The organism is Kitasatospora sp. NPDC057738 (assembly GCF_042798815.1).
Taxonomy (GTDB): Bacteria; Actinomycetota; Actinomycetes; order Streptomycetales; family Streptomycetaceae; genus Kitasatospora; species Kitasatospora lactacystinica.
The window spans coordinates 62,824-89,302 of the sequence record NZ_JBHVJT010000027.1; the positions used below are offsets into that span (position 1 = coordinate 62,824).

Annotated in this window: 24 protein-coding genes and 1 pseudogene; 11 read left to right on the plus strand and 14 right to left on the minus strand. The window is 75.2% G+C overall.

The window, feature by feature from the left end:
* The first annotated feature begins 6 nt into the window (after positions 1–6).
* Together ACFVGO_RS17210 and ACFVGO_RS17215 are read left to right on the plus strand one after the other, a co-directional pair.
* A complete protein-coding gene (locus ACFVGO_RS17210) occupies positions 7–720 on the plus strand; it encodes an ABC transporter ATP-binding protein (protein ID WP_380349479.1) in 714 nt (237 codons plus the stop codon).
* Positions 717–3,110, plus strand: a complete 2,394-nt coding sequence (locus ACFVGO_RS17215) for an FtsX-like permease family protein (RefSeq protein ID WP_359900102.1) — start codon at positions 717–719, stop codon at positions 3,108–3,110. The genes ACFVGO_RS17210 and ACFVGO_RS17215 overlap by 4 nt, the downstream gene beginning before the upstream one ends.
* A gap of 123 nt (positions 3,111–3,233) precedes the next feature.
* On the opposite strand, the gene ACFVGO_RS17220 is transcribed toward ACFVGO_RS17215, so the two are convergent.
* From ACFVGO_RS17220 to ACFVGO_RS17235, 4 genes are all read right to left on the minus strand, one after another.
* Positions 3,234–3,992 (minus strand): MerR family transcriptional regulator, encoded by a 759-nt coding sequence (locus ACFVGO_RS17220; RefSeq protein ID WP_380632511.1) that lies wholly within the window; start codon positions 3,990–3,992, stop codon positions 3,234–3,236.
* Between the two features lie 97 nt (positions 3,993–4,089).
* The gene (locus tag ACFVGO_RS17225; protein ID WP_380632514.1) at positions 4,090–5,247 is read right to left on the minus strand and encodes a DUF2332 domain-containing protein; all 1,158 of its coding nucleotides are present in this window, start codon (positions 5,245–5,247) and stop codon (positions 4,090–4,092) included.
* 201 nt (positions 5,248–5,448) lie between these two features.
* Positions 5,449–6,600, minus strand: a complete 1,152-nt coding sequence (locus tag ACFVGO_RS17230) for an SUKH-4 family immunity protein (protein ID WP_359900108.1) — start codon at positions 6,598–6,600, stop codon at positions 5,449–5,451.
* A gap of 195 nt (positions 6,601–6,795) precedes the next feature.
* A complete protein-coding gene (locus tag ACFVGO_RS17235) occupies positions 6,796–7,767 on the minus strand; it encodes a hypothetical protein (RefSeq protein ID WP_380632517.1) in 972 nt (323 codons plus the stop codon).
* Positions 7,768–7,825: 58 nt separating this feature from the next.
* Between ACFVGO_RS17235 and ACFVGO_RS17240 the strand changes: the two genes are divergently transcribed.
* A complete protein-coding gene (locus ACFVGO_RS17240; protein ID WP_380632519.1) occupies positions 7,826–8,386 on the plus strand; it encodes an AAA family ATPase in 561 nt (186 codons plus the stop codon).
* An 80-nt stretch (positions 8,387–8,466) separates the two neighbouring features.
* Here ACFVGO_RS17240 and ACFVGO_RS17245 read toward each other — a convergent pair whose 3' ends face one another.
* On the minus strand, positions 8,467–9,057 hold the full coding sequence (locus tag ACFVGO_RS17245; protein ID WP_359900114.1) for a DinB family protein: 591 nt from the start codon (positions 9,055–9,057) through the stop codon (positions 8,467–8,469).
* Between the two features lie 192 nt (positions 9,058–9,249).
* Here ACFVGO_RS17245 and ACFVGO_RS17250 point away from each other — a divergent pair, with 192 nt between their 5' ends.
* Positions 9,250–10,089 (plus strand): class I SAM-dependent methyltransferase, encoded by an 840-nt coding sequence (locus ACFVGO_RS17250; protein WP_380632522.1) that lies wholly within the window; start codon positions 9,250–9,252, stop codon positions 10,087–10,089.
* A gap of 119 nt (positions 10,090–10,208) precedes the next feature.
* On the opposite strand, the gene ACFVGO_RS17255 is transcribed toward ACFVGO_RS17250, so the two are convergent.
* The 5 genes from ACFVGO_RS17255 to ACFVGO_RS17275 form a co-directional block, all read right to left on the minus strand.
* Complete coding sequence (locus ACFVGO_RS17255; RefSeq protein WP_359900117.1) at positions 10,209–10,781, minus strand: dihydrofolate reductase family protein; 573 nt, start codon at positions 10,779–10,781, stop codon at positions 10,209–10,211.
* 103 nt (positions 10,782–10,884) lie between these two features.
* The gene (locus tag ACFVGO_RS17260; RefSeq protein ID WP_380632525.1) at positions 10,885–11,622 is read right to left on the minus strand and encodes an SRPBCC domain-containing protein; all 738 of its coding nucleotides are present in this window, start codon (positions 11,620–11,622) and stop codon (positions 10,885–10,887) included.
* Positions 11,619–12,341: a helix-turn-helix domain-containing protein gene (locus ACFVGO_RS17265; protein WP_359900121.1), complete on the minus strand. Its 723-nt coding sequence runs from the start codon at positions 12,339–12,341 to the stop codon at positions 11,619–11,621. The genes ACFVGO_RS17260 and ACFVGO_RS17265 overlap by 4 nt, the downstream gene beginning before the upstream one ends.
* A gap of 191 nt (positions 12,342–12,532) precedes the next feature.
* On the minus strand, positions 12,533–12,889 hold the full coding sequence (locus ACFVGO_RS17270) for a hypothetical protein (protein ID WP_380632528.1): 357 nt from the start codon (positions 12,887–12,889) through the stop codon (positions 12,533–12,535).
* A 20-nt stretch (positions 12,890–12,909) separates the two neighbouring features.
* Complete coding sequence (locus ACFVGO_RS17275; RefSeq protein WP_359900125.1) at positions 12,910–13,449, minus strand: sigma-70 family RNA polymerase sigma factor; 540 nt, start codon at positions 13,447–13,449, stop codon at positions 12,910–12,912.
* A gap of 419 nt (positions 13,450–13,868) precedes the next feature.
* On the opposite strand from ACFVGO_RS17275, the pseudogene ACFVGO_RS17280 reads away from it, so the two are divergent.
* From ACFVGO_RS17280 to ACFVGO_RS17305, 6 genes and pseudogenes are all read left to right on the plus strand, one after another.
* Positions 13,869–14,137, plus strand: a pseudogene (locus ACFVGO_RS17280) (response regulator transcription factor); the annotation flags it as partial.
* Positions 14,138–14,495: 358 nt separating this feature from the next.
* Positions 14,496–15,188, plus strand: coding sequence for a DUF1062 domain-containing protein (locus ACFVGO_RS17285; RefSeq protein ID WP_380632531.1), 693 nt, complete (start codon positions 14,496–14,498; stop codon positions 15,186–15,188).
* A 150-nt stretch (positions 15,189–15,338) separates the two neighbouring features.
* Positions 15,339–15,491 carry a hypothetical protein gene (locus ACFVGO_RS17290; protein ID WP_380632534.1) on the plus strand — a complete coding sequence of 51 codons (153 nt, stop codon included), beginning with the start codon at positions 15,339–15,341 and terminating at the stop codon, positions 15,489–15,491.
* A gap of 483 nt (positions 15,492–15,974) precedes the next feature.
* Entirely contained in the window at positions 15,975–16,775 is an 801-nt protein-coding gene (locus ACFVGO_RS17295; protein ID WP_380632536.1) for a hypothetical protein, read from the plus strand.
* 1 nt (position 16,776) lies between these two features.
* A complete protein-coding gene (locus tag ACFVGO_RS17300) occupies positions 16,777–18,432 on the plus strand; it encodes a DNA polymerase Y family protein (protein WP_380632539.1) in 1,656 nt (551 codons plus the stop codon).
* A 64-nt stretch (positions 18,433–18,496) separates the two neighbouring features.
* A complete protein-coding gene (locus ACFVGO_RS17305) occupies positions 18,497–21,766 on the plus strand; it encodes an error-prone DNA polymerase (protein ID WP_380632542.1) in 3,270 nt (1,089 codons plus the stop codon).
* Between the two features lie 12 nt (positions 21,767–21,778).
* Here ACFVGO_RS17305 and ACFVGO_RS17310 read toward each other — a convergent pair whose 3' ends face one another.
* The gene (locus ACFVGO_RS17310) at positions 21,779–22,603 is read right to left on the minus strand and encodes a TIGR03084 family metal-binding protein (RefSeq protein WP_380632544.1); all 825 of its coding nucleotides are present in this window, start codon (positions 22,601–22,603) and stop codon (positions 21,779–21,781) included.
* A 161-nt stretch (positions 22,604–22,764) separates the two neighbouring features.
* Here ACFVGO_RS17310 and ACFVGO_RS17315 point away from each other — a divergent pair, with 161 nt between their 5' ends.
* The gene (locus ACFVGO_RS17315) at positions 22,765–23,541 is read left to right on the plus strand and encodes a LuxR C-terminal-related transcriptional regulator (RefSeq protein ID WP_380632547.1); all 777 of its coding nucleotides are present in this window, start codon (positions 22,765–22,767) and stop codon (positions 23,539–23,541) included.
* On the opposite strand, the gene ACFVGO_RS17320 is transcribed toward ACFVGO_RS17315, so the two are convergent.
* From ACFVGO_RS17320 to ACFVGO_RS17330, 3 genes are read right to left on the minus strand one after another with little or no spacing between them, the layout of a single operon-like run.
* On the minus strand, positions 23,534–25,069 hold the full coding sequence (locus ACFVGO_RS17320) for an AMP-binding protein (protein ID WP_359900140.1): 1,536 nt from the start codon (positions 25,067–25,069) through the stop codon (positions 23,534–23,536). The two genes, ACFVGO_RS17315 and ACFVGO_RS17320, sit on opposite strands and share 8 nt — an antisense overlap.
* Before the next feature lie 51 nt (positions 25,070–25,120).
* The gene (locus ACFVGO_RS17325; protein WP_380632570.1) at positions 25,121–25,537 is read right to left on the minus strand and encodes a MerR family transcriptional regulator; all 417 of its coding nucleotides are present in this window, start codon (positions 25,535–25,537) and stop codon (positions 25,121–25,123) included.
* 20 nt (positions 25,538–25,557) lie between these two features.
* Entirely contained in the window at positions 25,558–26,322 is a 765-nt protein-coding gene (locus ACFVGO_RS17330; RefSeq protein WP_359900142.1) for an SDR family oxidoreductase, read from the minus strand.
* Between the last annotated feature and the right edge of the window lie 157 nt (positions 26,323–26,479).

A 26,479-nucleotide genomic window follows, 5' to 3' on the forward strand; every position in this document is an offset into this window, starting at 1 on the left:
GGGCCCGTGAACGCGCCGATCATCCGGATCCGCGGCGTCAGCAAGACGTACGAGCGATCCGACGCCGCCCGTCCCGCCCTGGCCGGGCTCGACCTGGAGGTCCGGGCCGGCGAGGCGCTGGCCGTGCTCGGCCGCTCGGGCAGCGGCAAGTCCACCCTGCTGAACCTGGTCGCCGGCCTCGACCGCCCGAGCGAGGGCGAGGTGGAGGTGGACGGCGTCGCCGTGCACCGGCTCGGCGAGGCCGCGCTGGCCGAGTACCGGCGGGCGCGGATCGGCATGGTGTTCCAGTTCTTCAACCTGCTGGACGACCTGACCGCGGAGGACAACGTGCTGCTCCCGGCCCAGCTCGCGGGGATGCGGCGGGAGCCGGCCCGGGCCCGGGCCGGGGAACTGCTGGAGCGGCTGGGAGTGGCCCGGCACGCCAAGGCCTTCCCCGGCCGGCTCTCCGGCGGCGAGCGCCAGCGGGTCGCGGTGGCCCGGGCGCTGATGAACCGTCCGCCGCTGCTGCTGGCCGACGAGCCCACCGGAGCGCTGGACACCGCCTCGGCCGCCGACGTCCGCGACCTGCTGCGCGGGCTCAACGCGGAGGGCCAGACGATCCTGCTGGTCACGCACGACACCGCGCTCGCCGACGCCTGTGCCGACCGGACGATCGAACTGCTCGACGGCCGGCTGGTCCGGGACACGGCGGCCGCGCCGGCGCCGGGCGGTGGCCGATGAGCGCGCTCGGCAAGGTGGTGCGCGCCGGGGTCGGCCGCCGGCGGGTGCAGACACTGGTGATGGTGCTCACCACGATGGTGTCCGTGACGGCGTGCATCCTCGCGCTCGGGCTGCTGGTCGCCGCCCAGGGCCCCTACCAGCGCTCCTTCGCGGACCAGCGCGGCGCCCACCTCGGCGTGCTGTACGACGGGGAGAGAGCGAGCCCCGCCCAGCTCGCCGCGACGGCCCACGCGCCCGGCGTGACGGCCACGGCCGGCCCCTACCAGGCGGTGACCGTCCAGCCGCGCTCCGGCCCCGACACCCGGATCCCGCCGGCCGGGAGCCCGCTGCCGCCGATGACGCTGGTCGGCCGTGCCCAGGACGGCCCACTGGACGGCCTGCGGATCACCAAAGGCCGCTGGATCGCGGGCCCCGGTGAGGTGGTGTTCCTGGACGGGCGCTCCCCGCTGGCGGTCGGCGACAGCATGGAGTTCCCGGACCGGCCGGGGCACCCGACGCTCAAGGTCGTCGGCCTGGCGGCCTCGGTCTCCTGGAGCGCGGACGGCTGGGTCGCCCCGGAGCAGGTGGCCGGGCTGGCGGCGCCCGGCACGGCGCCCGCGGTCCAGTACCTCTACCGCTTCGCCCACGCCGACGACGACGCCGAGGTGGCCGCGGACCGCGCCGCGCTGGCCGCCACCGTCCCCGGTGACGCGCTCGCCGCGGTCACCTCCTACCGGCCCGCCCGGGAGGAGGCGAACCGGACGGCCTCGACCTTCGTCCCGTTCGTCACGGCCTTCGGGGTGCTCGGGCTGGCCATGTCGGTGCTGATCATCGGTGTCGTGGTCAGCGGGGCCGTCAGTGCCGCCACCCGGCGGATCGGCATCCTCAAGTCCCTGGGCTTCACGCCCGCCCAGGTGGCACGCGCCTACGTCGGCCAGGCGCTGATCCCCGCCGGGCTCGGCACGGCGCTCGGCGTGCTCCTCGGAAACCTGCTCTCCGTACCGGTCCTCGGGCTGGCCCACAAGGCCCTGCGCGGCGGGCTGCTCGGCATCCCGGTCTGGGTGGACGCCGTGGTCGCGGCGGCGGCGCTTGCGGCCGTGGCGGGCACCGCGGTGGTACCGGCCCTGCGGGCCGGGCGGTTGCGGACGGTGGAGGCACTCGCGGTCGGCCGGACGGCTCCCGGCGCCAAGCGGGCGGCCGCCCGCCGCACGGCCGGCGGGGCGGGGGCGGCGGGTCCGCTGTCCCGGGCGCAGGACCTGATCGGCCGGCTGCCGGTACCACGTGCGTTCAGCCTCGGGCTGGCCTCCCCGCTCAACCGGCCGGGCCGCTCGGCGACCACCGGTGCCGCCGTGGTGCTCGGCACGGTCGGGGTCACCCTCTGCGTCGGTCTGACGCTCTCGCTGAGCTCCATCCAGGAGGGCCTGGCGGCCGACCGCGCGGGCAAGGTGGTGGTCCAGGTCCCGATCGAGGGCGCCGCGCAGCCCGTCGACCACGTGGACGAGGCGGCCGTGGCCGAGGCCGTCGAGTCCCGGCCGGGCACCCGCGCCTGGTACAGCACCGCCCCGGCCCCGGTCGCCCTGGCCGGGAACACCGGGCGCTCCGAGGTGGTCGCGTTCAGCGGCGACGCCTCCTGGAGCGGCTTCCAACTGGTCTCCGGCCGCTGGTTCCACGGCCCCGGCGAGGTGGTGGTGGCCGCCGCCTACCTGCGGGCCAACGAGGCGAAGGTCGGTGACACCGTCACACTCACCGACCACGGCCGCAGCACCCCGGCGAAGATCACCGGCGAGGTCATGACCACCCACGACGTGGTGTTCACGGACCGGGCCACGCTGGCGCCGCTCGGTGGCGCGATCCACGCCGAGGCGCTCGCCTTCCACGTCGACCTCACCCCGGGCACCGACGCGCAGTCCTACGCCGACGGGCTGGACCAGGCCGTGAAGCCGATGGGCCTGGGCGCCGAACCCGGCGGGGAGGACCTCAACATCGTGGTGCTGGCGATGAACACCCTGGCGGGCGTGCTCACACTGCTGCTCTCCGTGGTGGCGGGGCTCGGGGTGCTCAACACCGTGCTGCTGGACACCAGGGAACGGGTGCACGACCTCGGGGTGCTCAAGGCGCTCGGGATGGCGCCCCGGCAGACGGTCGGCATGGTGCTCACCTCGGTCTGCGGCAGCGGGCTGGCGGCCGGATTGATCGGAGTCCCGATCGGTGTCCTGGTGCACCACCAGGTGATGCCCGCGATGGCCAGGGCCGCCGGAATCGGGGTGCCGGACGCCGACCTCGCCGTGTTCGCCCCGCCGGTGGCGGGGCCGCTGATACTCGGCGGCCTGGTGCTGGCCCTGCTCGGCGCCGCCCTCCCGGCCACCTGGGCGGCCCGCACCCGGACGGTCACGGCGCTGCGCACGGAGTGACAAGGAGAAAGGACCAGGAGCGGAGCCACCCGGCGTCCGGCCCGGTCCGGGAGCCCCCCGTAAGGCTCCCGGACCGGACCGGACCGGGTTGGGCCAGGCCGGGTCGGTCCGGCCCGACCCGGCTCAGGACAGCCGCGCCGCCGCGTACGCCTCCATGGCGGCACGCTGGTACGCGGCCAGGCCCGGGGCGATGGCCTCGTACGCGGCGCTCCACTGCTCGTTCTCGGTGCAGGAACGGGCGATCGCCAGGTACTCCTCGGTCGGAACCGAACGGATGGTGCGGAGCTGCTGGTACTCCTCGTCGATCGTGCTCTGCACGGGCTCGGCGTCGGCCGGGTGGCCGGCCGCCAGCAGCTCCGCCAGGTGGATCATGCGGGCGGTCCGCTCGCGCTGTCCGGCCTCGATCTCGGCCGGAGACATCGCGGCGGTCGCGCGCCGAGCCGCCTCGGCGTGCTCGGGGAAGTCGCGCAGGCTCGCGTCGACGTCGTCGGGCTGGATGCCCTCGAACAGGTTCTCGGGGCGGTTGATGGTCATGGGCGTGCCGTCCTTCCGGGAGCGTTCCAGGTCGGCGATCGTGCGGGAAACAGTGGTGGCCAGGGCGTCGAGCCGGTCGCGCTCGGCGACCAGCCGGCGGCGGTGGCCCCGCAGGGCCTCCAGCTCGTCCACCTGATCGCCCAGGATCCGGGCGATCTCGGTCAGCCCCACGCCCAGTGCCCGCAGTACCAGGATCTGTTGCAGCTGGAGCAACTGCCGTTCCTCGTAGTAGCGGTGGCCGTTGGAGCCGATCCAGGCCGGGGGCAGCAGTCCGATCTCGTCGTAGTGCCGCAGCGTCCTGGCGGTCACGCCGGACATCCGGGCCACATCGGCGATGGGCCAGGCCATGGCCGCCTCCCTCGTTCTCCACGTCCCCACGTTCGCGTGGACCGGGGCCGGTTCTCCGGCCCTGGTCACGACGGTAGAAGCTGCCGCTGCGGCAGCTTCAAGCCCGAGACTCCCGCCGGTTTGCCCGCTGCCGCACACCGCCGCACACCGCCGTGCGCCGCCTGTGCCTCTCTGCCTCGCCGGGCCACGCCTCGCCGAACCAGTCCAGGGACTGCCCGTGCGGCCCGGTGAAGGCCACCGGCCGCTCGTCCAGCGCGAGCGCGAACAGTCCGGAGGCGGCCGGGGCCGGGCGGGGGAGGCGTCGGGCGACGGTCGGCAGCACGGAAACCGCCTCGTTGGAGATCCAGTGCCCGGGCAGCTCGCGCATCGTCGCCGCGAACTCCTCCCGCTCCTCCGGCGACAGGTACGCGAGCACCGCGCTGTGGAACACCACCGGCGTCGACCCCGCCGGGGCCCGAGCCACCAACTCACCCACCGTCGCGTTGAGATCGCCGCGCACCAGCAGCGGCGGTTCGGCCCGGGCGACCTGGACGGCGCCGCGCAGCCGGTCCAGCCGGTGGGCCTGCTCGGGCCAGACCAGCGACTCCAGCCAGCGCACGTCCTCCTCGGCCCGCACATCCAGCGGATTGAGGTCGATCCCGGCCCGCCACACCACCTCGGGCGGCCGCTCCCGCAGGGATCCGGGGAGCGGTACCGGACCGCTCACCGCGCAGTCCAGCGTCACCGGGCTCGCCTCGGCGCCGAACTCGGCGACCGGGGTACCGGCCCGGCTGCCCCTGCCCCTGCCGCTGCCGCTCCCGCTCCGGTTCCCGCTCCCGCCCCCACTCCTGCGCCCGTCTCCGGCCACGTACCGGTACCGATACCGGTCCGGGTACAGGCAGAGTCCGGCCGAGGCGCCGACCTCGATCAGGGCGAGCGGCTGCGGCAGCGCGGCCAGCAGCGGCAGCAGGGTGGCGCAGCGGCCCGCCTCGTTGGTCTGCGTCCGCCGCTCCAGCATCGTCGCCGAGACCCCGGCCCAGTGCTCCGCCACCCAGCCGTGGAAGGCCGGCCAGCCCTCCGTCACCGGCCCGCCCAGGTGCCGGACCGCGCCGAACAACAGGTTCGGCTGCCGCTTCGCGATGGGCAGCCCGTCCAGCAGCGCACACAACTGCCGGTCCTCGGCGACGCGTTCGGCCAGCTCCTGGTAGATCGGCGAGTTGCCGTGCGCCTCCCTCTCCGCGAACGCGCGGTAGAGCTCCCCCGTATCGCTGCGCATCCCTCGCAGCTCCCTTCGACGCCTTCTCAAGTGATCGAATCGGCTCAGCCTACGCCCGGCCGGTCACCCCTCCCGCAGCGCGTCGACCGGGCCGCCACCCCTCCCGCCGCCCGCAGCGCGTCGACCGGCGGGCCAGTGCGCCAGCGCGTCGCCGGGCGCCCCGGCCACCGCCCGTCACCGGAGCCCGTCCGGGCGAAGCGCTCAGCCGAGCAGGCCGCCCATGTGCCCGTCCTCGGCGAGCAGTCGCCAGGAGCAGCCGGGCGAGGCGAACGCCTCCGGGTCGACGGTCTCCACCAGTCGGTCCACCACCGCGCTCAGCAGCGCCTGCGGATCGAACACCGCCCAGGTGTCCCGGGCCCGGCCGTAGTCCCAGCGGTCCCACTCGGCGCGCAGCCGCTCGTAGGTCCAGAGGGCGTAGAGCAGGGCGGACAGGTCGCGGTTCAGGTAGGCCTCGGGGTGGCCGTCGTCGTACCAGTCCGGCAGCTCCAGCCGGCCGGTGGCGCCGTCCAGGGCGATCGTGAGGTCGGTGGGCCAGTCCCCGAGGGCGAGGAAGTCCCGCTGGTACGGCCGTTCCTCCTCGCCGTCGAAGTACTCCGGGTACGCCTCGCCCATGGTGACCAGCGGTTCCTCGCACACCCCGAACATCGCCCCGCCCAGCGGCAGGCCGACCTCGGTCAGCAGCCGCCGGGTCGGCTCGTGCACGAGAGCTGCGGGCAGTTCCTCGGGCCGGAACCGGTGCACCCGGCCGGGGCCGCCGTCCTGGTCCGTCAGCGCCGCCAGCTCCGCCACCAGCTCCGGGGCCGTCTCGTACGCGGGCCCGCCCGGCCCGCCCGGCAGCGCGCCCCAGCCCAACGCCCCCACCAGCAGCGCGGTGCCCCAGTGCGGGGGCGGCGCGGACCCGTCGTCGAACAGCCCGGGATCGATCTCCCGCATCCGCCGCTCGGCCCCCGCCAGCACCTCGGCCACCACGGTGGGCCCGCGCCGCCCGTCCAGCGCCTCCGGCCGCCGGGCCCCCTCGGCCACCGCGTCCACCTCGCGCACCAGGCCCGCCAGCGCGGCCACGCCGGAGGCCAGCAGGTCGCGCCGCGGGCCACCGTTGTCCAGGAACACCTCGCCGGTCACCCCGTCCAGCAGCACCAGGCTCCCGCCGGCGGCGAACGGCGTGCAGTACTCCGTCTCCCCGAGGACGAACAGCCGCTCGGCCTCCGCCGGGAACGCCGTCAGCTCCCCGTCCCCGAGCGCCTCGAAGTCCAGGAAAGCCCCGGTCGCCGGAAGCCCCTCCCGCACCAGGAACTCCCGACTCCCCTCGTGCACCACCTCACCCGGCAGCTCCGCCGCCCGCACAAATCCCACGTGCCCCAACCCTTTCCCTGCCTGCCCCGTGACCCACAGACCCTAGCGGCCCGGCCCGACAACACCGAGGACTCCCGAGCGGGGGAGGGGTGCGGCGGCGGGTCGGTGTGAGCGGCCGGCCGGGGGCGGGGTGGTTCGGGTTGGTCGCCCGGGGCGCTCGCCGTGCGGGGGCGGAGGGGAGCGCGCCCGGGCGGCTCACGGCAGCGCGGCCCGGTCGACGTTCCAGTGCTCGGGCAGGTCCGCGTCGCAGAAGACGCAGGCGTAGTGCTCCTCGCGGACGAGGTTGCAACGGGCGCACCGGGGGCAGCGGCGGAAGACCACCGCGTGGGTGAAGGCGTCGGGGTGCGGCAGTCGGAGGCGGGCGAGGGCGGCGGCGACGGCGGGCCAGGACGTGGTGTCGGGGCAGTAGCCGGTGGAGTGGTTGCTGACCGTCTCGACCTCCCATCCGTCCGGTGACCGCCGGAACCCGATCTCCCCGGCGCTCAGCACCAACTTCCCGCCCGCACAGTCCACATGCTTGCTGCGGCGCGGAGTGAGCCGCAGCGCGCCGCCGAGGTCGACCACGAAGGTGAACGGTTCCGCGAGCTCCTCCGCCGACCGCCCCTCCACCCAGGCGGCGAACTCGCCTTCCGTCCGCACCAGTTGACCGCCACCGCCACCGCCACCGCCGGTGCCGTCACCCGCCGCCCACAACTCCGGCGGCCCCACGTACCGGTACGCCCTCCCGAAGCCGTCCGCCACCTCCGCCTCGATTCCGCGCCCGGCCAGCCGGGCCCGCCAGTACGCCATTTCGACGGCTGTCCCGTTGAGGCCGAAGTCCCGCAGCTCGTCGAGGAGTTCCCGCGCCTGCCGGAGTGTGATGTCCGCTCCTTCGCGGAGCGTCCGCAGTGCGGCCACCGGGTCGGTGAGCGGCCCGGTGAGCCGGAGCCGGGCCGGTCCGTGGGTGGTCAGCAGCGTCTCGCGGACGTCCTGGGGTGCGGCCTCCGGGCCCGCGTCCTCGCAGCAGGCGGCGCCGCACTGCGGGCAGAAACGCTCGGCGTCCCACCACAACTCCCGTCCGTGCAGGAGGAACTGTCCGAAGCTCCGGACCGCTTCGCCGCCGCAGTCCGCGCACCGGACGGTCACCCTCGCGCCCTGCTCCGTACCCGTCACGCCGGAGGTCCCCATGCCCGACACCCTAGGGAGCCGCGTCGCTGCCGCTCCACCCGGCCCGTAGAGTGCGGGGATGAAGCGCTACCTGCTGACCGGCACCCCGGGGGCCGGGAAGACGGCGATCCTGCGGTGGCTGGAGTGGGCGGGCCATCCGGTGGTCGAGGAGGCCGCGACGGACGTCATCGCGCTGCGGCAGGCCCAGGGCGAGCCGGAGCCGTGGACGGACCCGTCGTTCGTGGACGCGGTGGTCGACCTGCAGCGGCGGCGGCAGGAGGAGGCCGTCGGCCGGCCGGGGGAGGTGCGGTTCTTCGACCGCTCGCCGGTGTGCACGTACGCCCTGGCGGTGTACCTCGGCCATCCGGTGACCCGGGCCCTCACCCGGGAGCTCGACCGCATCCGGGAGGCGGGGGTGTACGAGCGGCGGGTGTTCTTCGTGGAGAGCCCGGGCTTCGTCACCCCGTCCGAGGCCCGGCGCATCTCGTACGAGGAGTCGCTGCGGTTCGAGCGGATCCACCGGGAGGCCTATGCCGGGTTCGGGTACGTGTGCGTCCCGATCGCCCCGGGGCCCCTCGCCGACCGGGCGGCGGCCGTGGTGCGGCACGTCGGCGCGGACGCGGCCCCGCACGAGAGCTGACGGCCCCGGCCCCCTCCGGCCCTCCGGCCCCCTCGGTCCCTCCGACTTTCCGTCCCCTCCGGCTCTCCAACCCCTCCGGCTCAGGCCAGGCCGCCGGCCTGCCGGGCCGCCTGCTCCACGCGGTCGTGGTGGGCCCGCCACCAGTCGGCGTCGCCGGGGGCGGTGTTGGCGCCGTCGGAGCGCTGGCCGGTGGCGCCGTCCACGAGTTCGCGGACCAGGTCGGCGTGTCCGACGTGGCGGTGGGTCTCGGCGATCATGTGGACGAGTACCCGGTGCAGGGTCTGTTCGTGTCCGGCGCCGAACGGGACCTTGCCGACGGCGTCCAGCGGCAGGGCCTCGATGGTGGCGTCGGAGTGTGCCCAGACCCGCCGGTAGCGCCCGGTGATCTCCTCGGTGCTCTCGTCCGCCCGCGCCCACAGGTCGCCGTTCGGCTCGGTCCCGCCGGTGATCCACACGGGGGCCGGTTCGGGGAAGGGGCGGCCGAAGGTGTCGCCGAAGTACAGGGCCTCGGCGCCGGTGACGTGCTTGACCAGGCCCAGCAGGTTGGTTCCGGTGGGGGTGAGCGGGCGGCGCAGGTCGTACTCGGAGAGGCCTTCGAGCTTCCAGAGCAGGGCGTCGCGGGCGTCCTGGATGTAGATCCGAAGGTCGGTCTTGTCATCTGTCACGGTCATGGGATCAGTCTGCTGATCACGGAATGCCTGTCCATCGATTTCCCGCCCCGCGAACTTCTGGCCAGGAGTCAACTCGTGTCAGGATCAACTCCGTTCGCCCGAGGCCGGATCCCTGGTCGAACCCCCGGCTACCCCCGGCCGCCCCGGCCGGATTTCCCGGCCGCCCCCGGCCGGACCCCTGGAGGAGCAGCCATGACGGACGACCCCTGGTCCTGGGACGAGACGCTGTTCGCCGGAACGGCCGCCCACTACACCCGCGGCAGGCTCCCGTACGCCCCCGGACTGGCGGAGGCGCTGGCCGAGGCGCTGGGGCTCGACGGGCGGGGGCGGCTGCTCGACGTGGGGTGTGGGCCGGGCACGCTGGCGCTGGGCCTGGCGCACCTGTTCGGCGAGGTCGTCGGAGTGGACCCGGACGCCGGGATGATCGCCGAGGCGCGCCGGGCCGGCGCCGCGGAGCCCAAGGCCACCTGGGTGCGGGCCCGGGCCGAGGAACTGCCGTCGGACCTCGGCACCTTCACACTGGCGACCTTCGGCCAGTCCTTCCACTGGATGGACCGCGACCTGGTGGCGGCGACCGTACGGCGCGTGCTGCGGCCCGGCGGCGCCCTGGCGCACGTCTCGGACCTGAAGGGCGAACCGCGGCCCACCGAGGGGCTGCCGCACCCGCCGGTCCCGTACGCCGCGATCGGCGAGCTGGTCCGGCACTACCTCGGCCCGGTCCGCCGCGCCGGGCAGGGACTGCTGCCGCACGGCACGCCGGGCGACGAGGCCGCCGTCCTCGCCCGGGCGGGCTTCACCGGCCCGCAGCGGATCGTCGTCCCGGGCGGGCGACCGCTGGAGCGCACGGCCGACGAGGCGGTCGCGGGCGTCTTCGCGCTCTCCTCCTCGGCCCCGCACCTCTTCGCGGAGCGCCGCCCGGCCTTCGAGTCGGACCTCCGCGGCCTCCTCGCCCGGACCTCGCCGCCGGGGCTCTTCTCGGAGCGGCAGCCGAGCAGCGAGGTGTTCATCTGGCGCACCGCAGAGGAGCGTTGACGGTCCGGGACGGGACACAGGACACAGGACACGGGACACCGGACAGGAGGGCCGCCCCCGCCCCGACCCCGTCGACGCTCTCGCCGCCGACGCAGGGGAGCGGAGCAGCCGGGGAGCGGTCAGCGGACGACGTCGAAGACCTGCTTCTGCAGGCCGTTCCCGTACACCTCGTGCTCGACCAGCTTCAGCTTCTGGGTGTCCTTGTCCGTCGTGCTGAACAGGCGCTTGCCGGCGCCGAGCAGCAGCGGGAAGACGAGCAGGTGGTAGCGGTCGATCAGACCGGCGTCCGAGAGGGCGCGGTTCAGGGCGGCGCTGCCGTGGACGATGATCGGGCCGCCCTCGGTCTCCTTCAGCGCGGCGACCTCGTCGAGCGAGCGCAGGATGGTGGTCCCGCCCCAGTTCGGCACCAGGTCGTCCTCGGTGAGGGTGGTGGAGACGACGTACTTCGGCAGCGTCTTGTAGCGGGCGAACTCCGGCATGTCCGGCCACACCGGGCTGAACGCCTGGTAGCTGACCCGGCCGAGCAGCATCGCGGTGGCCTCCTCCTGCTCCCGCCCCTTGATCTCGAACGCCTCGGGGAGGAACTCGATGTCCTTGAAGGTCCAGCCGGAGTTGCGGTAGCCGGGCTCGCCGCCGGGGCCCTCGACGACGCCGTCGAGCGAGATGAAAGCGGTGCTGATCAGGGTGCGCATGGGTGGTTCCTCGGTTCTCGTGCGGATCTGGAGCGGTCAGGCCGGTCGGGGCTGTCGGCTCGACGGGCCGGTCGGGGAGGTCCGAACGGCAGGAAGGAGCAGGTCAGCCGAGGACCCCGGACAGCCACTGCTGCCAGGCGGCCTCGGACCCGTCCGGAGCCGGGCCGAAGAGGTGGTGGAACATCAGCACCAGGCCGGAGCCGTGGTGGAAGGTGTAGAGCCCGTCGGCGGTGCGGACCTCGAAGCGTTCGTCGTCCGCCCAGGCCACCTCGCCGTCCAGCGGGGGCAGGCCCGCCGGTTCGCCGTGGACCCGCGTGCCCGCGGTGACCGGGAGCGGAAGCGACAGGGCGTGGGCGAGGAGGGCCCGGACCTCCGGTTCCGGCCGGCCGGCCGACGGCGCGGCGGCGAAGATGGGGACGGCGGTGCGCCCGGGGAAGTGGGTGAGGTACTCGCGCAGCGTGTGGAGGTGGAAGGGCCAGCCGCGGCGCAGCGCGTCGTACTCGTCCTGCCAGTCGTCGCCGAGCAGGCCGCTGTGGACGACGCGGAGCACGGTGGCACCGCCGTCCCGGCCCTCGATCAGGTACTCGAAGGCCATGAACCGGCCGTCCTCGCCGGCGGCCGTACGGGTGGCCAGGCGCTTGCCGGGCTCGTAGGCGGTGACGACCGCCTCCGCGCGGTGGCCCCCGGTCTCCATGACGGCGGTGCCGCCCTCGCGCGGGTCCAGTTCGTTGCGGCCCATGAACCAGGAGTCGAGTCCCGGTCCGGTGGCGATCGCCTCCCAGACCTGTTCCGGGCTCGCCGGGAGGGAGGTCTCCAGCTCGATCTCGAACGGGTGGGTCATCGTGGGTTCTCCTGGTTCGGTGCGGTGCCGGCGCCTTCTGCCGCGCTGCCGGCGGCGTCGGTCTCCGGCCCGGTCCCGGCCGGTCCGGTCCCGGCCGGTTCGGCCCCGGCTCCGGTCGCCCCCGCCTCCGCCCCGGGCTGTGCGGAGGGGATCTGGTGGAGTCCGACCACCACCCGGTGGCTGCGGCCCCCGGGGGCGGACTCGTCGTGGTAGCGGCTGACGAGGGCGGCCACGGACTGGGCCAACTCCTCGGCGAAGGCGGCCCGGTCGGCCGCGGAGGCGAACCGCACCTGCGCGTCGATGCCGAAGGTGGCGACCCGCCGCCGGGCCCGGGAGGCGCCGGTCAGCAGGGACCCGACCTCCTGCACCAGCCGGGAGCCGAGCGCCAGCAGCCAGCGGGCGGAGAGCTGGTCGGGGGAGCGGGCGGGGTCCGGGCTCACGGCGGCCAGGACGTTGGGGGAGATCACGTAGGAGGCCGCGGTGGCGCGGTACACCCGTTCGGTGACGTTGCCCTTGCGACGCTCCTCGGCGAGTTCGACGAGGCCGTGCCGCTCCAGTTCCTTCAGGTGGTAGTTGACCTTCTGCCGGGGCAGCCCCAGCCGGGCGGCCAGCATGGCGGCCGAGCCGGGCTCGGTCAGGGCGGCGAGGAGGCGTGACCGCATGGGGTCCAGCGAGGCCTCGGCCGCGGCGGGTTCTTCGATCACGGCGACTTCCAGCACCGTTCCAGCATCCAGCCGACAAAAAAATTTGTCAAGGAAAAAACGCTTGTCGGTAATCCGGTCGGGCGAGTGCCGCCGCCCGACCGGCGGAACACGGGGCCGCGGGGCGGAGGCCCGGACTTCGACGGGACGAGCCCTCCCGCCGCCCCTCGGCCCCCGCCTTCCCGCTGCCGCCCTCCGGTGGGAGCCGCTCAGACGGTGGAGCCCGTGAACGCCGACCGCACCTCCTCCCCGTGCTCGTCGTGGCGGTCGGCGACGGCCAGCTTGCACCGGCCGTCCTCGCAGGAGCGCTGGAGGCGGCCCCGCGAGACGGTCTGCGCCAAGCCGATCGCCCAGCACGTCGGGCAGCCGCGCAGGGCGAGCAGGCCGACCGGCAGGAGGGCCAGGCCGACCGGCCCGACCGCCGGGACGAGGGCGACCGAGCCGATCAGCGAGCCGATGCCCACCACGCCGCGCACGACGTGTTCGGTCAGGGACTTGCTCGCGAAGTCGGGGCCCCCGGGTCCGGCGGCGGTTCCGGTCCTCGTTCCGGGCTTCGTTCCGGTCATTGTTCCCTCCACGGGCGGATTCAGATGGTGGGCCGCAGCGTCCGGTGGACCGCCGAACGGGCCCGGTGCAGACGGGACTTCATCGCCGCCGTGCTGAGGCCCAGCGCGTCGGCGACCATCCGGCCGCTGTGGCCCTGGACGTCCCGCATGATCAGCACTCGGCGCTGGTCGGGGGGCAGGGCGGCGACCGCGGCCGCCACCGTGCCGGCTTCCAGGCGGCGCAGGGCGGCCTCCTCGGCGGAGTCCACGCAGACGTCCTGTCGCAGCGGTGCGCCGTGGTCCCGCAACCGGGTCCGTGCGCGCCGGAGGCACTCGTTGCGGACGATGCGGAACATCCAGGACGCCAGGGCGCCGGAGGCCCGCAGCATCCCGATCTTGCGGTACAGGATGATCAGGGCCTCCTGCGCCGCGTCCTCCGCGTCCTCCGGGGTGGCGCAGAGGGAACGGGCGAACCGCTGCACATTGGGGTGCGATCCCGACACCAGCGCGGCGATCGAGTCGACGTCGCCGGCCTGCGCGGCGGCGATCAACTGCTCGCCGGGCCAGGTCGATTCAGCCACGCCCGGCTCGCTTGCGCTTCACGGCCAGCATGCAGGTGCAGAGCAGCACCAGGGCGACGGCGATGCCGATTCCGATGATCATCACTACCTCCGGATCCCGTACCCGACGTTTGTCGGAACGTTTATAAGAGGCGCGGGTCGCTCCAAAGGATTCGGCCCGCGCCGCAGAAAGTCGTCCGGGTTCCCGGCGGGGCGCCGGCGGCCGTGCCACGGCCCGTACGGGCTGCGCGAGCGGCCGGGTGCACGGAGAGTTGTGACCGGTCGAGGTGGTTGTCACCAAGTGGTCGAGATCGTTGTCACCTGCCTCGCCCGGTCACGGCGGTTGTCACCGTCCGGGGCGGCGAACCGGCTGGTCAAGGTCGGTGCTCCAACCTGGCGGGTGACGACCGCCGTGCGCACCACCGGAGCACTGCGCCGGCCTGACGCCTCAGGGGACGCAGATCGTCCGCCTCGCCGCCCGGGGATGTCCAACCGGGACATCGCCGCCCGGCTCTTCCTGAGTTCGCGAACGGTCGGCCACCACCTCTGGAAGGCCTGTCCGAAGCTCGGCGTCGGCTCGCGCGGGGAGCCGGCGGCGCTGGTCCGACGGTGGTGGTCCGACGGTGGTGGTCCGAAAAAACCGGTTGCGGGGGAGCGCGGCCCGGATCACGATGTGCGGCATGTACCTGTGCTGACGACTGCCACGTAGCAACTCACCCCTGCGCGATCGACCTCTGCGCCGAGCCACCGGCCGCGCGCTGAGTCGATGACACGCGCGCTCACGCGATCGACCGCCCTCGGCGCTCGGCCATGCCACATGCCGTCATGCCGTCATGCCGCCATGTGGCCATGTGGCCATGTCCCGAGGCGATGAGACGCGCCGTCGCGAGTTGCCACGGAGAGATACGACCTGTCGCGCGATCGACCTCGGGACGCCCCGCCATGCGGCCACCCGCCCCGAGGCGATGACACGCGCCCTCGTGAGCACTCGTCAGATCCCAGGAACCCCGGCCGATCCAGTCGATCCGGCCTGCGCGCGTTCCTGCTGAACCAGGAAACAGACCACCATGCATACCGAACGCAAGGCCCGCTGGGCCGTGCGCCAGTCCGCGCTGCCCACCGCCGTCCGCAGCTGCCCGGACTGCTCCAGCATGCGGCACCGGCCCTCGGGCAAGATCCGTGTCAACGCCAACGGCAAGCTCCTCGACGTCTGGCTGCTGCTCAGCTGCGCGGGCTGCGACCGGACCTCGAAGGTGCCCGTCCACGAGCGCGTCCACACGTCGTCGCTGGAACCCGCCCGCAGGGAGGCGTACGAGAACAACGACCTCGCCGTGGTGCGGGAACTGACGATGAGTTCGTCGCTCGCCGCCAAGAACGGCTACAGCCTGGACTGGAGCGGCACCTGGGAGCTGGAGGTACGCACGCCGCTCCACGCGATCGACGATCCGACCCCGCTGACGGTGCTGGTGAGCTTCGAGCTGCCGGTCCCGGTCCGGGTCGAACGCCTGCTCATGTCCGGCCTCGGTCTCAGCCGCAGCCGGGTCCGCCGGATGGTCGCGGACGGCCGCATCCGTCTGCCGCTCGCCCCGGACGCCAAGGCGCGCCGCGACTTCGAGCTGACGGTCCACGCTCCGGCGGCGACCCTGGCTCGGCTCGCGGCTCCGGTCGCGGCGACGCGGCGGGAGGCGGTGCGCGAACTCGGCGCCGCCGACGCCGTCGAGGCGCCGCTGCGTCTGTCGCGCGCGGTGTCCGGGGCGTAGGCCGACGGCTCGGTGCGGGGCGGTACCCGCGCGCGGCTCACGGACTCGCCGTTCGTGAGCCGCGCGGCGGGCTCCCGCGTGGTGGGTCCAGCCTCCTCCGACGACGCAGTCCGGGGCGCCGCAACGGTGGCGGCAGGCGATGGTCGGAGCGTGGCCGGAACCCCGAACGTCCCCAGGACCGACGGCAGGATCGGCGCCATCGACGCAGGTCACCAGGCTGTGTGCTTCTACCGTCACTACCCGCAGCCGGTGGCCGCGGTGGTGCTGCGCTGCCGGCCACCGATCCCGACGGCCGTACCGTGATCGCCTCCGGCGCCCTCCTCGGGGAGCGGTCCGGGAAGGGGGTGGTGGCGGACATCGCGACCGGGTGACAGCTCGCCGAGACCCGCCACCGGCAACGCACCAACCGGCTCGGCGAGCTCCGACCGATCGCTGCCGCCCTCGACGCCTGCGCACGCGACCTCGCTGCCGAATCGACCAGCCGGGCAAACCCCGAAACCCCTGACCGAGACCCCGACCGCGAAGGTCCGCCGGACCCTGGAGCCGTCCCCGGGTGAAGCGGTACCCGGGCCACCGGACGCGGTCACCGGCCCGATCACCCCGGGGGCGACCGCCGCTGAGGCGGCACCCCGGGGGCCGGGGTGTTCGGCGCGTCGCGCCCGTGGCGGGTTGACCAGGTCGGACTTGAATCTTTGCGAACGAATGTTCGATCCTGGGGGTGTGCCCGTTTTCGAATATGTTTTCGAATCTACCGCCGAGCAGCCCGCACGCCCCGTGCTCCGCCCGGTGGCGTCCCCGGCTGCCGCGCCGGGGGAGCGGGGTGAGCCGGGGGAACGGGAGGAGCGAGAGGGGCGGGCGACACCGGCCACCGGGCGGACGGCGGAGCCCCGGGGGCTGCTGCCGGTGCCGTCCGCGCTGCGGGAGGTGCTGCCCGACGCCGGGCTGCGCCGGGGGACGGCGGTGTCGGTGGCGGGCGGGGACACCGGGCTGCTGCTGGCGCTCGCCGCCGGGGTGAAGGAGACCGAGGGCGGCTGGGCCGCGGCGGTCGGACTGCCGGACCTGGGGCTGGCCGCCGCCGAGGGGTACGGACTGGACCTGCGGCGGCTGCTGGTCGCGGACGATCCGGGGCCGCACTGGGCCGAAGTGGTCTCGGTGCTGGCCGGCGCGGTCGAGCTGATCATGCTGCGCCCGGACGGGCCGGTGCCGCCGAAGCTGGCCGCCCGGCTGGCGGCGGTGCTGCGGCGCAGCGGCTGCGTGCTGCTGGTCGCCGGGCCGTGGCCGGGCGCGGTGCTGCGGCTGGGGGTGCGTTCCGGGCGCTGGTTCGGGCTGGGCGACGGCCACGGGCAGCTCGTCGGCCGGCAGGTGGAGGTGGTGGCCGAGGGCCGCGGCTCGGCGGTGCGCGGCCGGACGGCCCGGCTCTGGCTGCCCGACGAGCACGGCGCGGTGCGCCCGCTCCAGGAGCAGCCGCGACAGGGACGGCCGCAGCCGGTGGCGGAACCGGCGATGCCGGCACTACCAGCGCTACCGGCACTACCGGCGATACCGGCGGCGGAGCCGATGGCACCCCGCGTGGCGGCGGTGGTCTGAGATGGCGGACGACGGAACCCCCCGGGTGCTGGTGATCTGGTGCCCGGACTGGCCGGTGGTGGCCGTCACCGGCGACGACCCGGTCGCGGTGACCGAGGGCGGGCGGATCCTCGCCTGCTCGGCGGGCGCCCGGGCGGCCGGGGTGCGGCAGGGGCAGCGGCTCAAGCTGGCCCAGCGGCTCTGCCCGGAGCTGGAGCTGCGCGACCGCGACCCGGAGGCGGAGACCCGCCGCTTCGAGCCGGTGGTCGCGGCGGTGGAGGCGTTCACGCCCCGGGTGGAGGTGATCCGTCCGGGACTGTGCGCGATCCCGGTGAAGGGCCCGGGCCGCTACTTCGGCGGCGAGGAGGCGCTGGCCGGCAAGGTCGGCAGAGCGGTGGCGGACGCCCTCGGACGGCCCCTCGTCCCGGACGCCGTCCCGGGCGCGATGGCCGTCGAGGCCCGCCCCGAAGCCGCCTCCCGCCCCGAAGCCGCCTCCCGACCGGCAGCCGCCTCCCTACCCGAAGCCGCCCCGCAGGCCCGGGTCGGTGTCGCCGACGGCCTGTTCGCCGCCGTGCTCGCCGCCCGGGCCGGGGTGCTGGTCCCGGCCGGCCGGACGGCGGAGTTCCTCGCCCCGTACCCGGTGAGCGCGCTGGGCGACGAGACGCTGGCCGAACTGCTGGGGCGGCTCGGCCTGCCCACCGTCGGGGCCTTCGCCGCCCTGCCGGCCGAGTCGGTCGCGGACCGCTTCGGCCCGTCCGGGACGGTCGCGCACCGGCTGGCCCGCGGTTTGCAGCCGCGCCCGCTGGTGCCGCGCGACGAGGAGCCGGACCTCGCCGTCGAGCAGCGCTTCGACCCGCCGGAGCCGCTGGCCGAGCCGCTGGTGTTCGTCGCCCGCACGCTGGCCGAGCAGTTGCACCGGCGGCTGGCCGGGGCCGGGCTGACCTGCCGCCGGGTGGCCGTCGAGGTGGCCTGCGCGGACGGTCGGACGGCCTCCCGGCTGTGGCGGCACGAGGGCCGGTTGTCCGCGACGGCGCTGGCCGAGCGGGTCCGTTGGCAGCTGCAGGCCTGGCAGGGCGCGGGCACCTTCGCCGGCAACGGGGAAGGCGGGGAGGACACGGGTTTCACCCTGCTCCGGCTGGCCCCCGACGGCCTCTCCCCGGACCAGGGCCGCCAGCTCGCGCTGTGGGGCCAGGCCGTCGCGGACGACCGGGTGGAGCGCGCGGTCGCCCGGGTGCAGGCGGTGCTCGGCCACGCGGGGTTGCGCCGGATCGAACCGGCGGGTGGGCGCGGCCCGGGCGAGCAGGCGGTCAAGGTGCCGTGGGGCGAGCCGTACGAGGCGGCGGTGGCGGCCGACGCGCCCTGGCCGGGTCGGCTGCCGGAGGTGTGGCCCGCCGTGGTGCTGCGGGAGCCCGCGCCGGTGCGGGTGCTGGACGGGGCCGGGCAGCCGGTCACGGTGGACGGCCGGGCGGGGGTGTCGGCCCGGCCGGCCCTGGTCGTGGTCCGGGGCCGGGAGGAGCGGGTGGACGGCTGGACCGGTCCCTGGCCGGCGGTCGAGTACTGGTGGGACCAGTCGCTGGCCCGGCGCCGGGCGCGGTTCCAGGTCGTGGTGGGCGGTGGCCGGGCGCTGCTGCTCACCGTGGAGGGGGGTGCCTGGTACCTGGAGGCCGGCTACGACTAGCGGTCCGGTCGGTCCGGACCCCGGGGGGAGTGGAACGAGCACGAGAACGACGAAGGCAACCCCGATGGGCTTCACCAGCCACCCCACCCTCCCCTGGAGCGAGCTGCACCGCCGGCTGACCGGCACGGCGCCGGACCGCACGGTCGTCCCGCTGCGCCGCCCCGCTCCCGAGCCTGCCCCCGCTCCCGAATCCCCTCCCGCTCCGGCGGAGCCCGAGTCCGGTCCCGGCCCCGGCCCCGGCCCCGGGAGGGCCGCCGAGCCCTGGGCCGAGCTGCACGTCCACTCCGCCTTCAGCTTCCTGGACGGCGCCAGCGACCCGGAGGACCTGGTCGCCGAGGCGGTCCGGCTGGGCGTGGAGAGCCTCGCGATCACCGATCACGACGGCCTGTACGGGGCCGTCCGGCTCGCCGAGGCGGCCCGGGGCACGGGCCTGGCCACCGTGTTCGGTGCCGAGCTGACCGTCCGCGGCGGCGGGGCGGAGGAGCACCTGCTGGTCCTCGCCCGCGACCCGGCCGGCTACCGCCGCCTCTCCGCCGCGATCGCCGCCGCCCAGCTGGCCGGCGGCGCCAAGGGCAGCCCGGTGTACGACCTCGCGGCGCTCGCCGGGGCGCACGACGGCCACTGGGCGGTGCTCACCGGCTGCCGGCTCGGCCGGGTCCCCGCCGCGCTGCCCGACCGGGGCGAGGCCGAGCGCCGGCTCCGTACCCTCACCGAGGCGTTCGGCCGGGAGAACGTCCACGTCGAGCTGATCGACCAGTGGCTGCCCGGCGACGACCGGCGCAACGACGCCCTCGCCGCCCTCGCGGCGACGGCGCGGCTCCCCGTCGTCGCCTCCACCAACGCCCACCACGCCGGCCCCGCCCAGGGCCGCCTCGCGCAGAGCCTCGCCGCGCTGCACGACCGCCGCACCCTCCAGGACGCGGTCGGCTGGACCAGGGCGGCCGGCACCGCGCACCTGCGCTCGGGCCGCGAGATGGCCGGCCGGCTGGCCCGCTTCCCCGGGGTGCAGCGGGCCACCGCCGAACTCGGCCGGGCCTGCGCCTTCGACTTCGCCCGGCTGGATCCGGAGCTGCCCGGCTTCCCCGTGCCCGAGGGCGAGAGCGAGATCAGCCACCTGCGCGCCCTGGTCGCGGCCGGCGGCCCGGGCCGCTTCGGCCCCGGCAACGCCGCCGCCCGCCGCCAGCTCGGCAGGGAGCTGGACGTGATCGAGGACCTCGACCTGGCCGGCTACTTCCTGATCGTGCACGACATCGTGGACTTCTGCCGGAGCCGGGACATCTGGTGCCAGGGCCGCGGCTCGGCCGCCAACTCGGCGGTCTGCTACGCCCTCGGGATCACCGCCGTCGACCCGATCCACTACAAGCTGCTGTTCGAGCGCTTCCTCTCCACGGCCCGGGACGGGCCGCCCGACATCGACCTGGACATCGAGAACCGCCGCCGCGAGGAGGTCATCCAGTACGTCTACGGCCGCTACGGGCGCGAGCACGCCGCCCAGGTCGCCAATGTGATCACCTACCGGCCCCGGCTGGCGATCCGCGACGCCGCCCGGGTGCTCGGCTACCCGCAGGGGCAGGTGGACGCGTTCAGCCGGCAGACCGACTTCCGCTCCGCCCCCGGCGCGGACGCCGTCATCCCCGCCGACGTGCTCCAGCTCGCCACCCAGCTGCACGGCCTGCCCCGGCACCTGGGCATCCACTCGGGCGGCATGGTGCTCACCCGGGAGCCGATCGGCGAGATCTGCCCCACCGAGTGGGCCCGGATGCCCGGGCGCTCCGTGCTCCAGTGGGACAAGGAGTCCACCGCCGGCGCCGGACTGGTGAAGATCGACCTGCTCGGCCTCGGCATGCTGGCCGCCCTGCACGACGCCTGCGACCTGGTCGCGGAGCACCACGGTCTGCGCTACGACCTGGCCACCATTCCGGACGACGACGAGGGCGTGTACGCGATGCTGCGCCGGGCCGACACCGTCGGCGTGTTCCAGGTCGAGTCCCGGGCGCAGATGGCGACCCTGCCCCGGCTCAAGCCGGACCACTTCTACGACCTGGTGGTCGAGGTCGCGCTGATCCGCCCCGGACCGATCCAGGGCGGCTCCGTCCACCCGTACCTGCGCCGCCGCGCCGGGGCGGAGCCGGCCGGCTGCCCGCACCCGCTGATGGAGAACGCGCTCGGCAAGACCCTGGGGGTGCCGCTGTTCCAGGAGCAGATGATGCAACTCGCCATCGACTGCGCCGGGTTCACCCCGGCCGAGGCCGACCGGCTGCGGCAGGCGATGGGCGCCAAGCGCTCGCACGAGCGGGTCGCCCGGCTGCGCGACCGGCTGCTGGGCGGGATGGCCGAGCGCGGCATCCCGCCCGAGGTGGCGGAGGACGTCTACGGCAAGATCGAGGCCTTCTCCAACTACGGCTTCCCGGAGAGCCACGCGATCAGCTTCGCCTACCTGGTGTACGCCAGCGCCTGGCTGAAGCACCACTTCCCGGCGGCCTTCACCTGTGCCCTGCTGGCCAACCAGCCGATGGGCTTCTACTCGCCGCTCAGCCTGGTCGCGGACGTCCGCCGGCACGGCGTGCGGGTGCGCGGGGTGGACGTCAACGCCAGCGGGGCGCGGCCCACCCTGGAACCGTACCGGGGGCCGACCCCCGGGCCGCCGCTGACGGCAGGGCGCCCGCAGCCGGCGATCCGGCTCGGCCTGGAGACGGTGCGCGGCATCGGCACCCCGCAGGCCGAGGTGGTCGTGGCCGGGCAGCCGTACGCCGACCTGGAGGACTTCGCCCGCCGCACCGGCCTGCCCGGGCCCGCCCTGGAGGCGCTGGCGACGGCCGGGGCCTTCGACTGCTTCGGGTTGACGAGGCGTCAGGCACTGTGGGTGGCAGGGGCGTTCGCCGGGATCTCGGCCGATCTGATCCCCGGCACCACGCCCGGCACCGAGGCGCCGGAGCTGCCCGGGATGAGCCCGGTCGAGGAGACCATCGCCGACCTGTGGGCCACCGGCACCTCCGCCACCAGCCACCCGCTCCAGCACCTGCGCGCCCGGCTGGAGCGCGGCGGCGCCCTCTGCGCCGACCGGCTCCCGGACGTACCGCCGGGAACGGCGGTGGTGGTCGGCGGCCTGGTCACCCACCGGCAGCGGCCGCCGACGGCCGGCGGGGTGCTCTTCCTCAGCCTGGAGGACGAGACCGGGCTGATCAACGTGATCTGCAACCGCCCGGTCTGGGAGTCCCAGCGCCGCACCGCCCTGGACCGGGCCGGGTTGCTGGTGCACGGGCACATCGAGCGCGACCGGGGCGCCACCAACCTGATCGCCACCCGGCTCGCCCCGCTCCGGATCGGCCTCTGAGCGGGGCGGTCCCTACGCCCGCGCCTCCGGCTGCCGCCCCTTGCCCGGTGCCCCGGCGAAGGCCTGGGCGATCGGGAGCCAGGCGGTGGCGACCGGCCCGGTGGCGGTGAGGGCGAGGTCGTCCCGGTGGCGGCGCTGGGTCACCAGCAGGCAGAAGTCCAGGGCGGGGCCGGACACCACGTCCTCGGCCCCGGCCGGGCCGATGGACCAGGTCCCGCCGTCCGGCGCGGTCAGGTCGAGCCGGACCGGCCGCTCGGGCGCGGGCAGTCCGTGCAGGGCGAAGGCGAAGCCCAGGGTGCGCAGCCCCAGGTGGGCGATGTGCCGCAGCCGGTCGGTGGGCTCACGGGTGGCGCCGAGTGCGTCCGCGACGTCCTGGCCGTGCGCCCAGGTCTCCATCAGCCGGGCGGTGGCCATCGAGGCGGGCTTCATCGGCGGGCCGAACCAGGGCAGCCGGACGTCGGCCGGGGCGGCGGCGAGTGCGGCCAGCACCTGCGCCCGACCGGCCCGCCAGCGGGCGAGCAGTGCCGCGGGCTCGGCGGCCGCACCCGTGCGGGCGCCCTTCTCGACCGGGTCGGCGCCGGCCGCCACCAGCTCGGTGAAGCGCCCGCCGAGCGAGGCGCCGAAGCCCTCCGGGTCGCGCGCGGCCAGGGCCGTCCAGTCGTCGGTCCAGGCCAGGTGGGCGATCTGGTGCGCCACCGTCCAGCCCTCGGCGGGCGTCGGGCGGGCCCAGCCCCCGGCGGGCAGTCCGGCGACCAGGTCGTCCAGTACCGCGCTCTCGTCCCGCAGGTCCGCCAGCAGTCCGCCCAGGACGTCGCCCGGGGTGTTCGGGTCGGTCATCGGTTTCCCTCCGGTCGAAGGCGGTTGCCGTCCGGCAGTTGCTACCCGCCGGTAGCGTACGGGCGCACCCTATGCCCGCCCGGCCGCCGGTGTCCGCGACTCCACGAAACACGCATGTCAGGACTCTCGCCACCGGCCCCACCGCGTGTGACAATTCCGCGATGACCAGGGCTGCGGACCCCCACCTTGCGCAACCCGTCGCCGACGCTGCGCGACCCGACGACCCCGAACTGGCCGCGCGCGCCGCCGAGCTGGTGCGGGACGCCGTGCTCGGTGACCTCGCCCGCCGGGTGGTGGCCGAGTGCGGTGTCGACGTCGGCCTGGTCGGCGTGCCCGAGCCGCTGCCCGGCAGCCGCCCCGACAGCGAGGGCATGGTGCTGCGGCACTGGGCCGGAACCCGGGCCGACCTGCTGCACGACGTCCCCGTCCCGGCCGGACTCGGCCTCGGCGGCCGGGCGCTCGCCGAACGCGCGCCGACCTGGGTGCCCGACTACCGTGCGGCGACGACGATTTCGCACCACTACGACGCGGCCGTGGCCGCCGAGGACCTGTACGCGATGCTCACCGTCCCGCTGATGGACGGCGGCACCGTGCACGGCGTGGTGTACGCCTCGCTGCGCACCGTCGTCCCGTTCGGGGACGTGCGGATCTCCGCGGTCGGCACGCTGGCGAGGGCGGCGGCCCGGGCGCTCGCCGGGGCCGCCGCCTGGAGTCGCGAGCGGCCCCGGAAGGCCGCCCCCGTACCGCCGTTGACCCCGCGCGAGCACGAGGTGCTGCGCTGGGCGGCGACCGGCCGGACCAACCCGGAGATCGCCGCCCGGCTGGGCCTGACCTGCAACACGGTGACGGGCTACCTCAAGTCCGCGATGCACAAGCTCGGCGTCCGCAACCGGACCGAACTCGCCCTCGCGGCGCGGGAGTCGGGGCTCGTCAGTTGACCTGGCGCTCCCGCCCGGTCCAGTACGGCTCGCGCAGCCGGAACTTCTGCAGTTTCCCGGTGGCGGTGCGCGGCAGGGCGTCCCGGAACTCCACCGTGGTGGGCGACTTGTAGCCGGCCAGCCGCTGCTTGCAGTGTGCGATCAACTCGGCCTCGGTGACCGCCTCGTGGCCCTCCCTGAGCACCACCAGCGCCTTCACCGTCTCGCCCCACTTCTCGTGCGGCACGCCGATCACCGCCGTCTCGGCGACCGCCGGGTGGTCGTACAGGCAGTCCTCCACCTCGATCGAGGAGACGTTCTCCCCGCCGCTGATGATGACGTCCTTCTTGCGGTCGGAGATGGTCAGCTGCCCGTCCGTGAGGGTGCCGCCGTCGCCGGTGTGGAACCAGCCGTCCCGCAGTGCCTCGGCCGAGGCCTCCGGCTGCTGCCAGTAGCCGTCCAGGACGGTGTTGGAGCGCACCAGCACCTCCCCGGAGGGATCCACCCGCAGCTGGGTGCCGAGCGCCGGGGCGCCCGCCTGCACCAGCTTCTCGGCCCGCTCGGCGGCCGGCAGCGCGTCCCACTCGGCCCGGGTGCGGTTGACCGTGACCGCGGGAGAGGTCTCGGTCAGGCCGTACAGCTGCATGAACTCCCAGCCCAGCTGCTCCTCGACCTGCTGCACCACCGAGGTCGGCGGCGGGGCGCCGGCCACGATCATCCGCACCCGGTCCCGGCCGGGCACCGGGCCGTCCAGGTCGGCGGCCGCGTCCAGCACCATCTGGACCACGGCCGGCGCGCCGGACAGGAAGGTCACCCCGTGCCGCTCGACCCGGCGCAGGATCTCCGCGCCGTCCACCTTGCGCAGCACGATGTGCCGGGCGCCCAGGCCGGTGAGCGAGAACGGCAGGCCCCAGCCGTTGGCGTGGAACATCGGCAGGGTGTGCAGGTAGACGTCCCGGTCGTTCGCGCCGTAGTGCAGGCCCATCAGCGTCGCGTTCAGCCAGATGTTGCGGTGGGTGAGCTGAACGCCCTTGGGGCGGGCGGTGGTTCCGCTGGTGTAGTTGATGGTGGCGGTGTCGTTCTCGTCGACCGCGTACCGCCGCGGGGTGCCGTCGAAGTCGTACAGCACGGCGTCGCTGTCCGCGCCCAGCACGAACTTGTGCTTGGCCACCACCCCGTGCAGGGAGTCGGCGACCTCGGGGTCGACCAGCAGCACCGAGGCGCCGCTCTGCTCGACGATGTACGACACCTCCTCGGCCTTCAGCCGGAAGTTCACCGGCACCAGCACCCGGCCGTGCCCGCTCACCCCGAAGAAGGAGGTCAGCAGCCGGGCCGAGTTGTGCGAGACGACCGCGACCCGCTCGCCCGGCCCGACGCCGAGCCGGTCCAGCCCGGCGGCCTGGGCCCGGGCCAGCTCGGCGACCCTGCGGTAGCTCAGCTCGCCCCAGGATTCGGCCGGCTGCACCGGCTCGTCGACGATGCCGACCCGGTCGCCGTAGACCAGCTCGGCCCGGTCGAGGAAGTCCATCACGGAGAGTGGAATCTGCATGCGCCCACTGTCCTCCCCCGTCCGCGCCCTGCACACCCCCGAACGGGGGTGTCACCCGCCGGTGGGCGCCGGGCCGGTGTCAGCGGGCGCCGGGTCGGTGCCCGCGGGCACCGGATCCGCCTCCCCGGCCGCCGTCAGCGCCGCCACCAGCCGGTCGCGGGCCTCCGTCTGGGCGGCGATCCGGCGCTCCAGCACCGCCAGCCGTTCCCGGGCGATCCCCAGCACCCGCGCGGACGGCCGGCCCGCCAGCACGTCCCCGTCCAGGCACCCCAGCAGCGGCCGGAGGTCCTCCAGGGTGAGCCCGGCGGCGACCAGCGCGCGGATGTTGCGCACCCGGACGACCGCCGACCCGCCGTACTCGCGGTAGCCGTTCGGCGCCCGCCCGGACTCGATCAGCCCGGCCTGCTCGTAGTGCCGCAGAGCGCGCGCGGTACTGCCCGTCCGGGCCGCCAGCTCGCCGATCCGCACCGCCACCCGTCCCCTCCCGGTCAGCCCACCAGCGCGCCGCCGTCCACCGAGAACACTACGCCGGTCACGAACGAGGCCTGCGGCGAGGCCAGTTGGGTGATCGCCCAGGCCACCTCCGCCGGGCGGCCGATCCGGCCCAGCGGGGTGTGCTCGATCTGCCACCGCCGGATCGCCGCCCGCTGCTCGGGGCCGTACCCGGAGTGCTCGCCGATCGGTGTGTCGATCGCCCCGGGCGCCACCGCCACCACCCGGACCCCGCGCGGCGCCAGCTCCACCGCCCAGCTGCGGGTGACCGTCTCCAGCGCCGCCTTGCTCGCCGCGTACACTGAGTTGCCCGGCCAGCCCCGCTGCCCGACGGCCGTGCTGACGTTGACCACCACGCCCCGGCTCCGCTCCAGCTCGGGCAGCGCGGCCTGCCCGAGCAGCACCGGGGCGACCAGGTTGGTGGCCAGCAGCGCCTCGACGCCCGCCCGGTCGAAACCGCCGAGGCCCTGCCGGCTCTGCACGATCGCGGCATTGTTGACCAGCACGTCCAGCCGCCCGAACCGCTCCACGGCCACCCGGACGATCTCCTCCGGCGCGTCCGGCCCGGTCACGTCCGCGGTCAGCGGCTCGATCAGCGCCGGGTGCGCGGCCGCCGTCCCGGCCAGCGGTTCGAGCCGCCGTCCCACCGCCAGCACCCGTGCCCCCTCGGCCGCGAAGGCCCGCGCCGTCTCCCGCCCGATCCCCGTCCCGGCCCCGGTGACCACCACGACCCTGCCCCGCGTCCCGCTCTCGTCGTCCATGGCCCCACCCTGCGACCCTGCCGCCAACGTCAGGGTCAAGCGGGAGCCCCGCCCGCCGCTCGCCGTACCCGCCGCTCGCCGAACCCGGCGCTCGCCGAACCCGGCGCGAACAGCGGGCCCCGGCCAACTGTTCGCGCCCCCGCCTGCTAGGAAGGTC

Coding starts and splice junctions, on each gene's coding strand:
- ACFVGO_RS17300 (WP_380632539.1), top strand. CDS start 16,777: ATGGCGGACGACGGAACCCCCCGGGTGCTGGTGATCTGGTGCCCGGAC.
- ACFVGO_RS17285 (WP_380632531.1), top strand. CDS start 14,496: ATGCATACCGAACGCAAGGCCCGCTGGGCCGTGCGCCAGTCCGCGCTG.
- ACFVGO_RS17320 (WP_359900140.1), bottom strand. CDS start 25,069: ATGCAGATTCCACTCTCCGTGATGGACTTCCTCGACCGGGCCGAGCTG.
- ACFVGO_RS17240 (WP_380632519.1), top strand. CDS start 7,826: ATGAAGCGCTACCTGCTGACCGGCACCCCGGGGGCCGGGAAGACGGCG.
- ACFVGO_RS17245 (WP_359900114.1), bottom strand. CDS start 9,057: ATGACCGTGACAGATGACAAGACCGACCTTCGGATCTACATCCAGGAC.
- ACFVGO_RS17255 (WP_359900117.1), bottom strand. CDS start 10,781: ATGCGCACCCTGATCAGCACCGCTTTCATCTCGCTCGACGGCGTCGTC.
- ACFVGO_RS17225 (WP_380632514.1), bottom strand. CDS start 5,247: ATGCGCAGCGATACGGGGGAGCTCTACCGCGCGTTCGCGGAGAGGGAG.
- ACFVGO_RS17220 (WP_380632511.1), bottom strand. CDS start 3,992: ATGGCCTGGCCCATCGCCGATGTGGCCCGGATGTCCGGCGTGACCGCC.
- ACFVGO_RS17305 (WP_380632542.1), top strand. CDS start 18,497: ATGGGCTTCACCAGCCACCCCACCCTCCCCTGGAGCGAGCTGCACCGC.
- ACFVGO_RS17310 (WP_380632544.1), bottom strand. CDS start 22,603: ATGACCGACCCGAACACCCCGGGCGACGTCCTGGGCGGACTGCTGGCG.
- ACFVGO_RS17330 (WP_359900142.1), bottom strand. CDS start 26,322: ATGGACGACGAGAGCGGGACGCGGGGCAGGGTCGTGGTGGTCACCGGG.
- ACFVGO_RS17215 (WP_359900102.1), top strand. CDS start 717: ATGAGCGCGCTCGGCAAGGTGGTGCGCGCCGGGGTCGGCCGCCGGCGG.
- ACFVGO_RS17235 (WP_380632517.1), bottom strand. CDS start 7,767: ATGGGGACCTCCGGCGTGACGGGTACGGAGCAGGGCGCGAGGGTGACC.
- ACFVGO_RS17270 (WP_380632528.1), bottom strand. CDS start 12,889: ATGACCGGAACGAAGCCCGGAACGAGGACCGGAACCGCCGCCGGACCC.
- ACFVGO_RS17260 (WP_380632525.1), bottom strand. CDS start 11,622: ATGACCCACCCGTTCGAGATCGAGCTGGAGACCTCCCTCCCGGCGAGC.
- ACFVGO_RS17250 (WP_380632522.1), top strand. CDS start 9,250: ATGACGGACGACCCCTGGTCCTGGGACGAGACGCTGTTCGCCGGAACG.
- ACFVGO_RS17315 (WP_380632547.1), top strand. CDS start 22,765: ATGACCAGGGCTGCGGACCCCCACCTTGCGCAACCCGTCGCCGACGCT.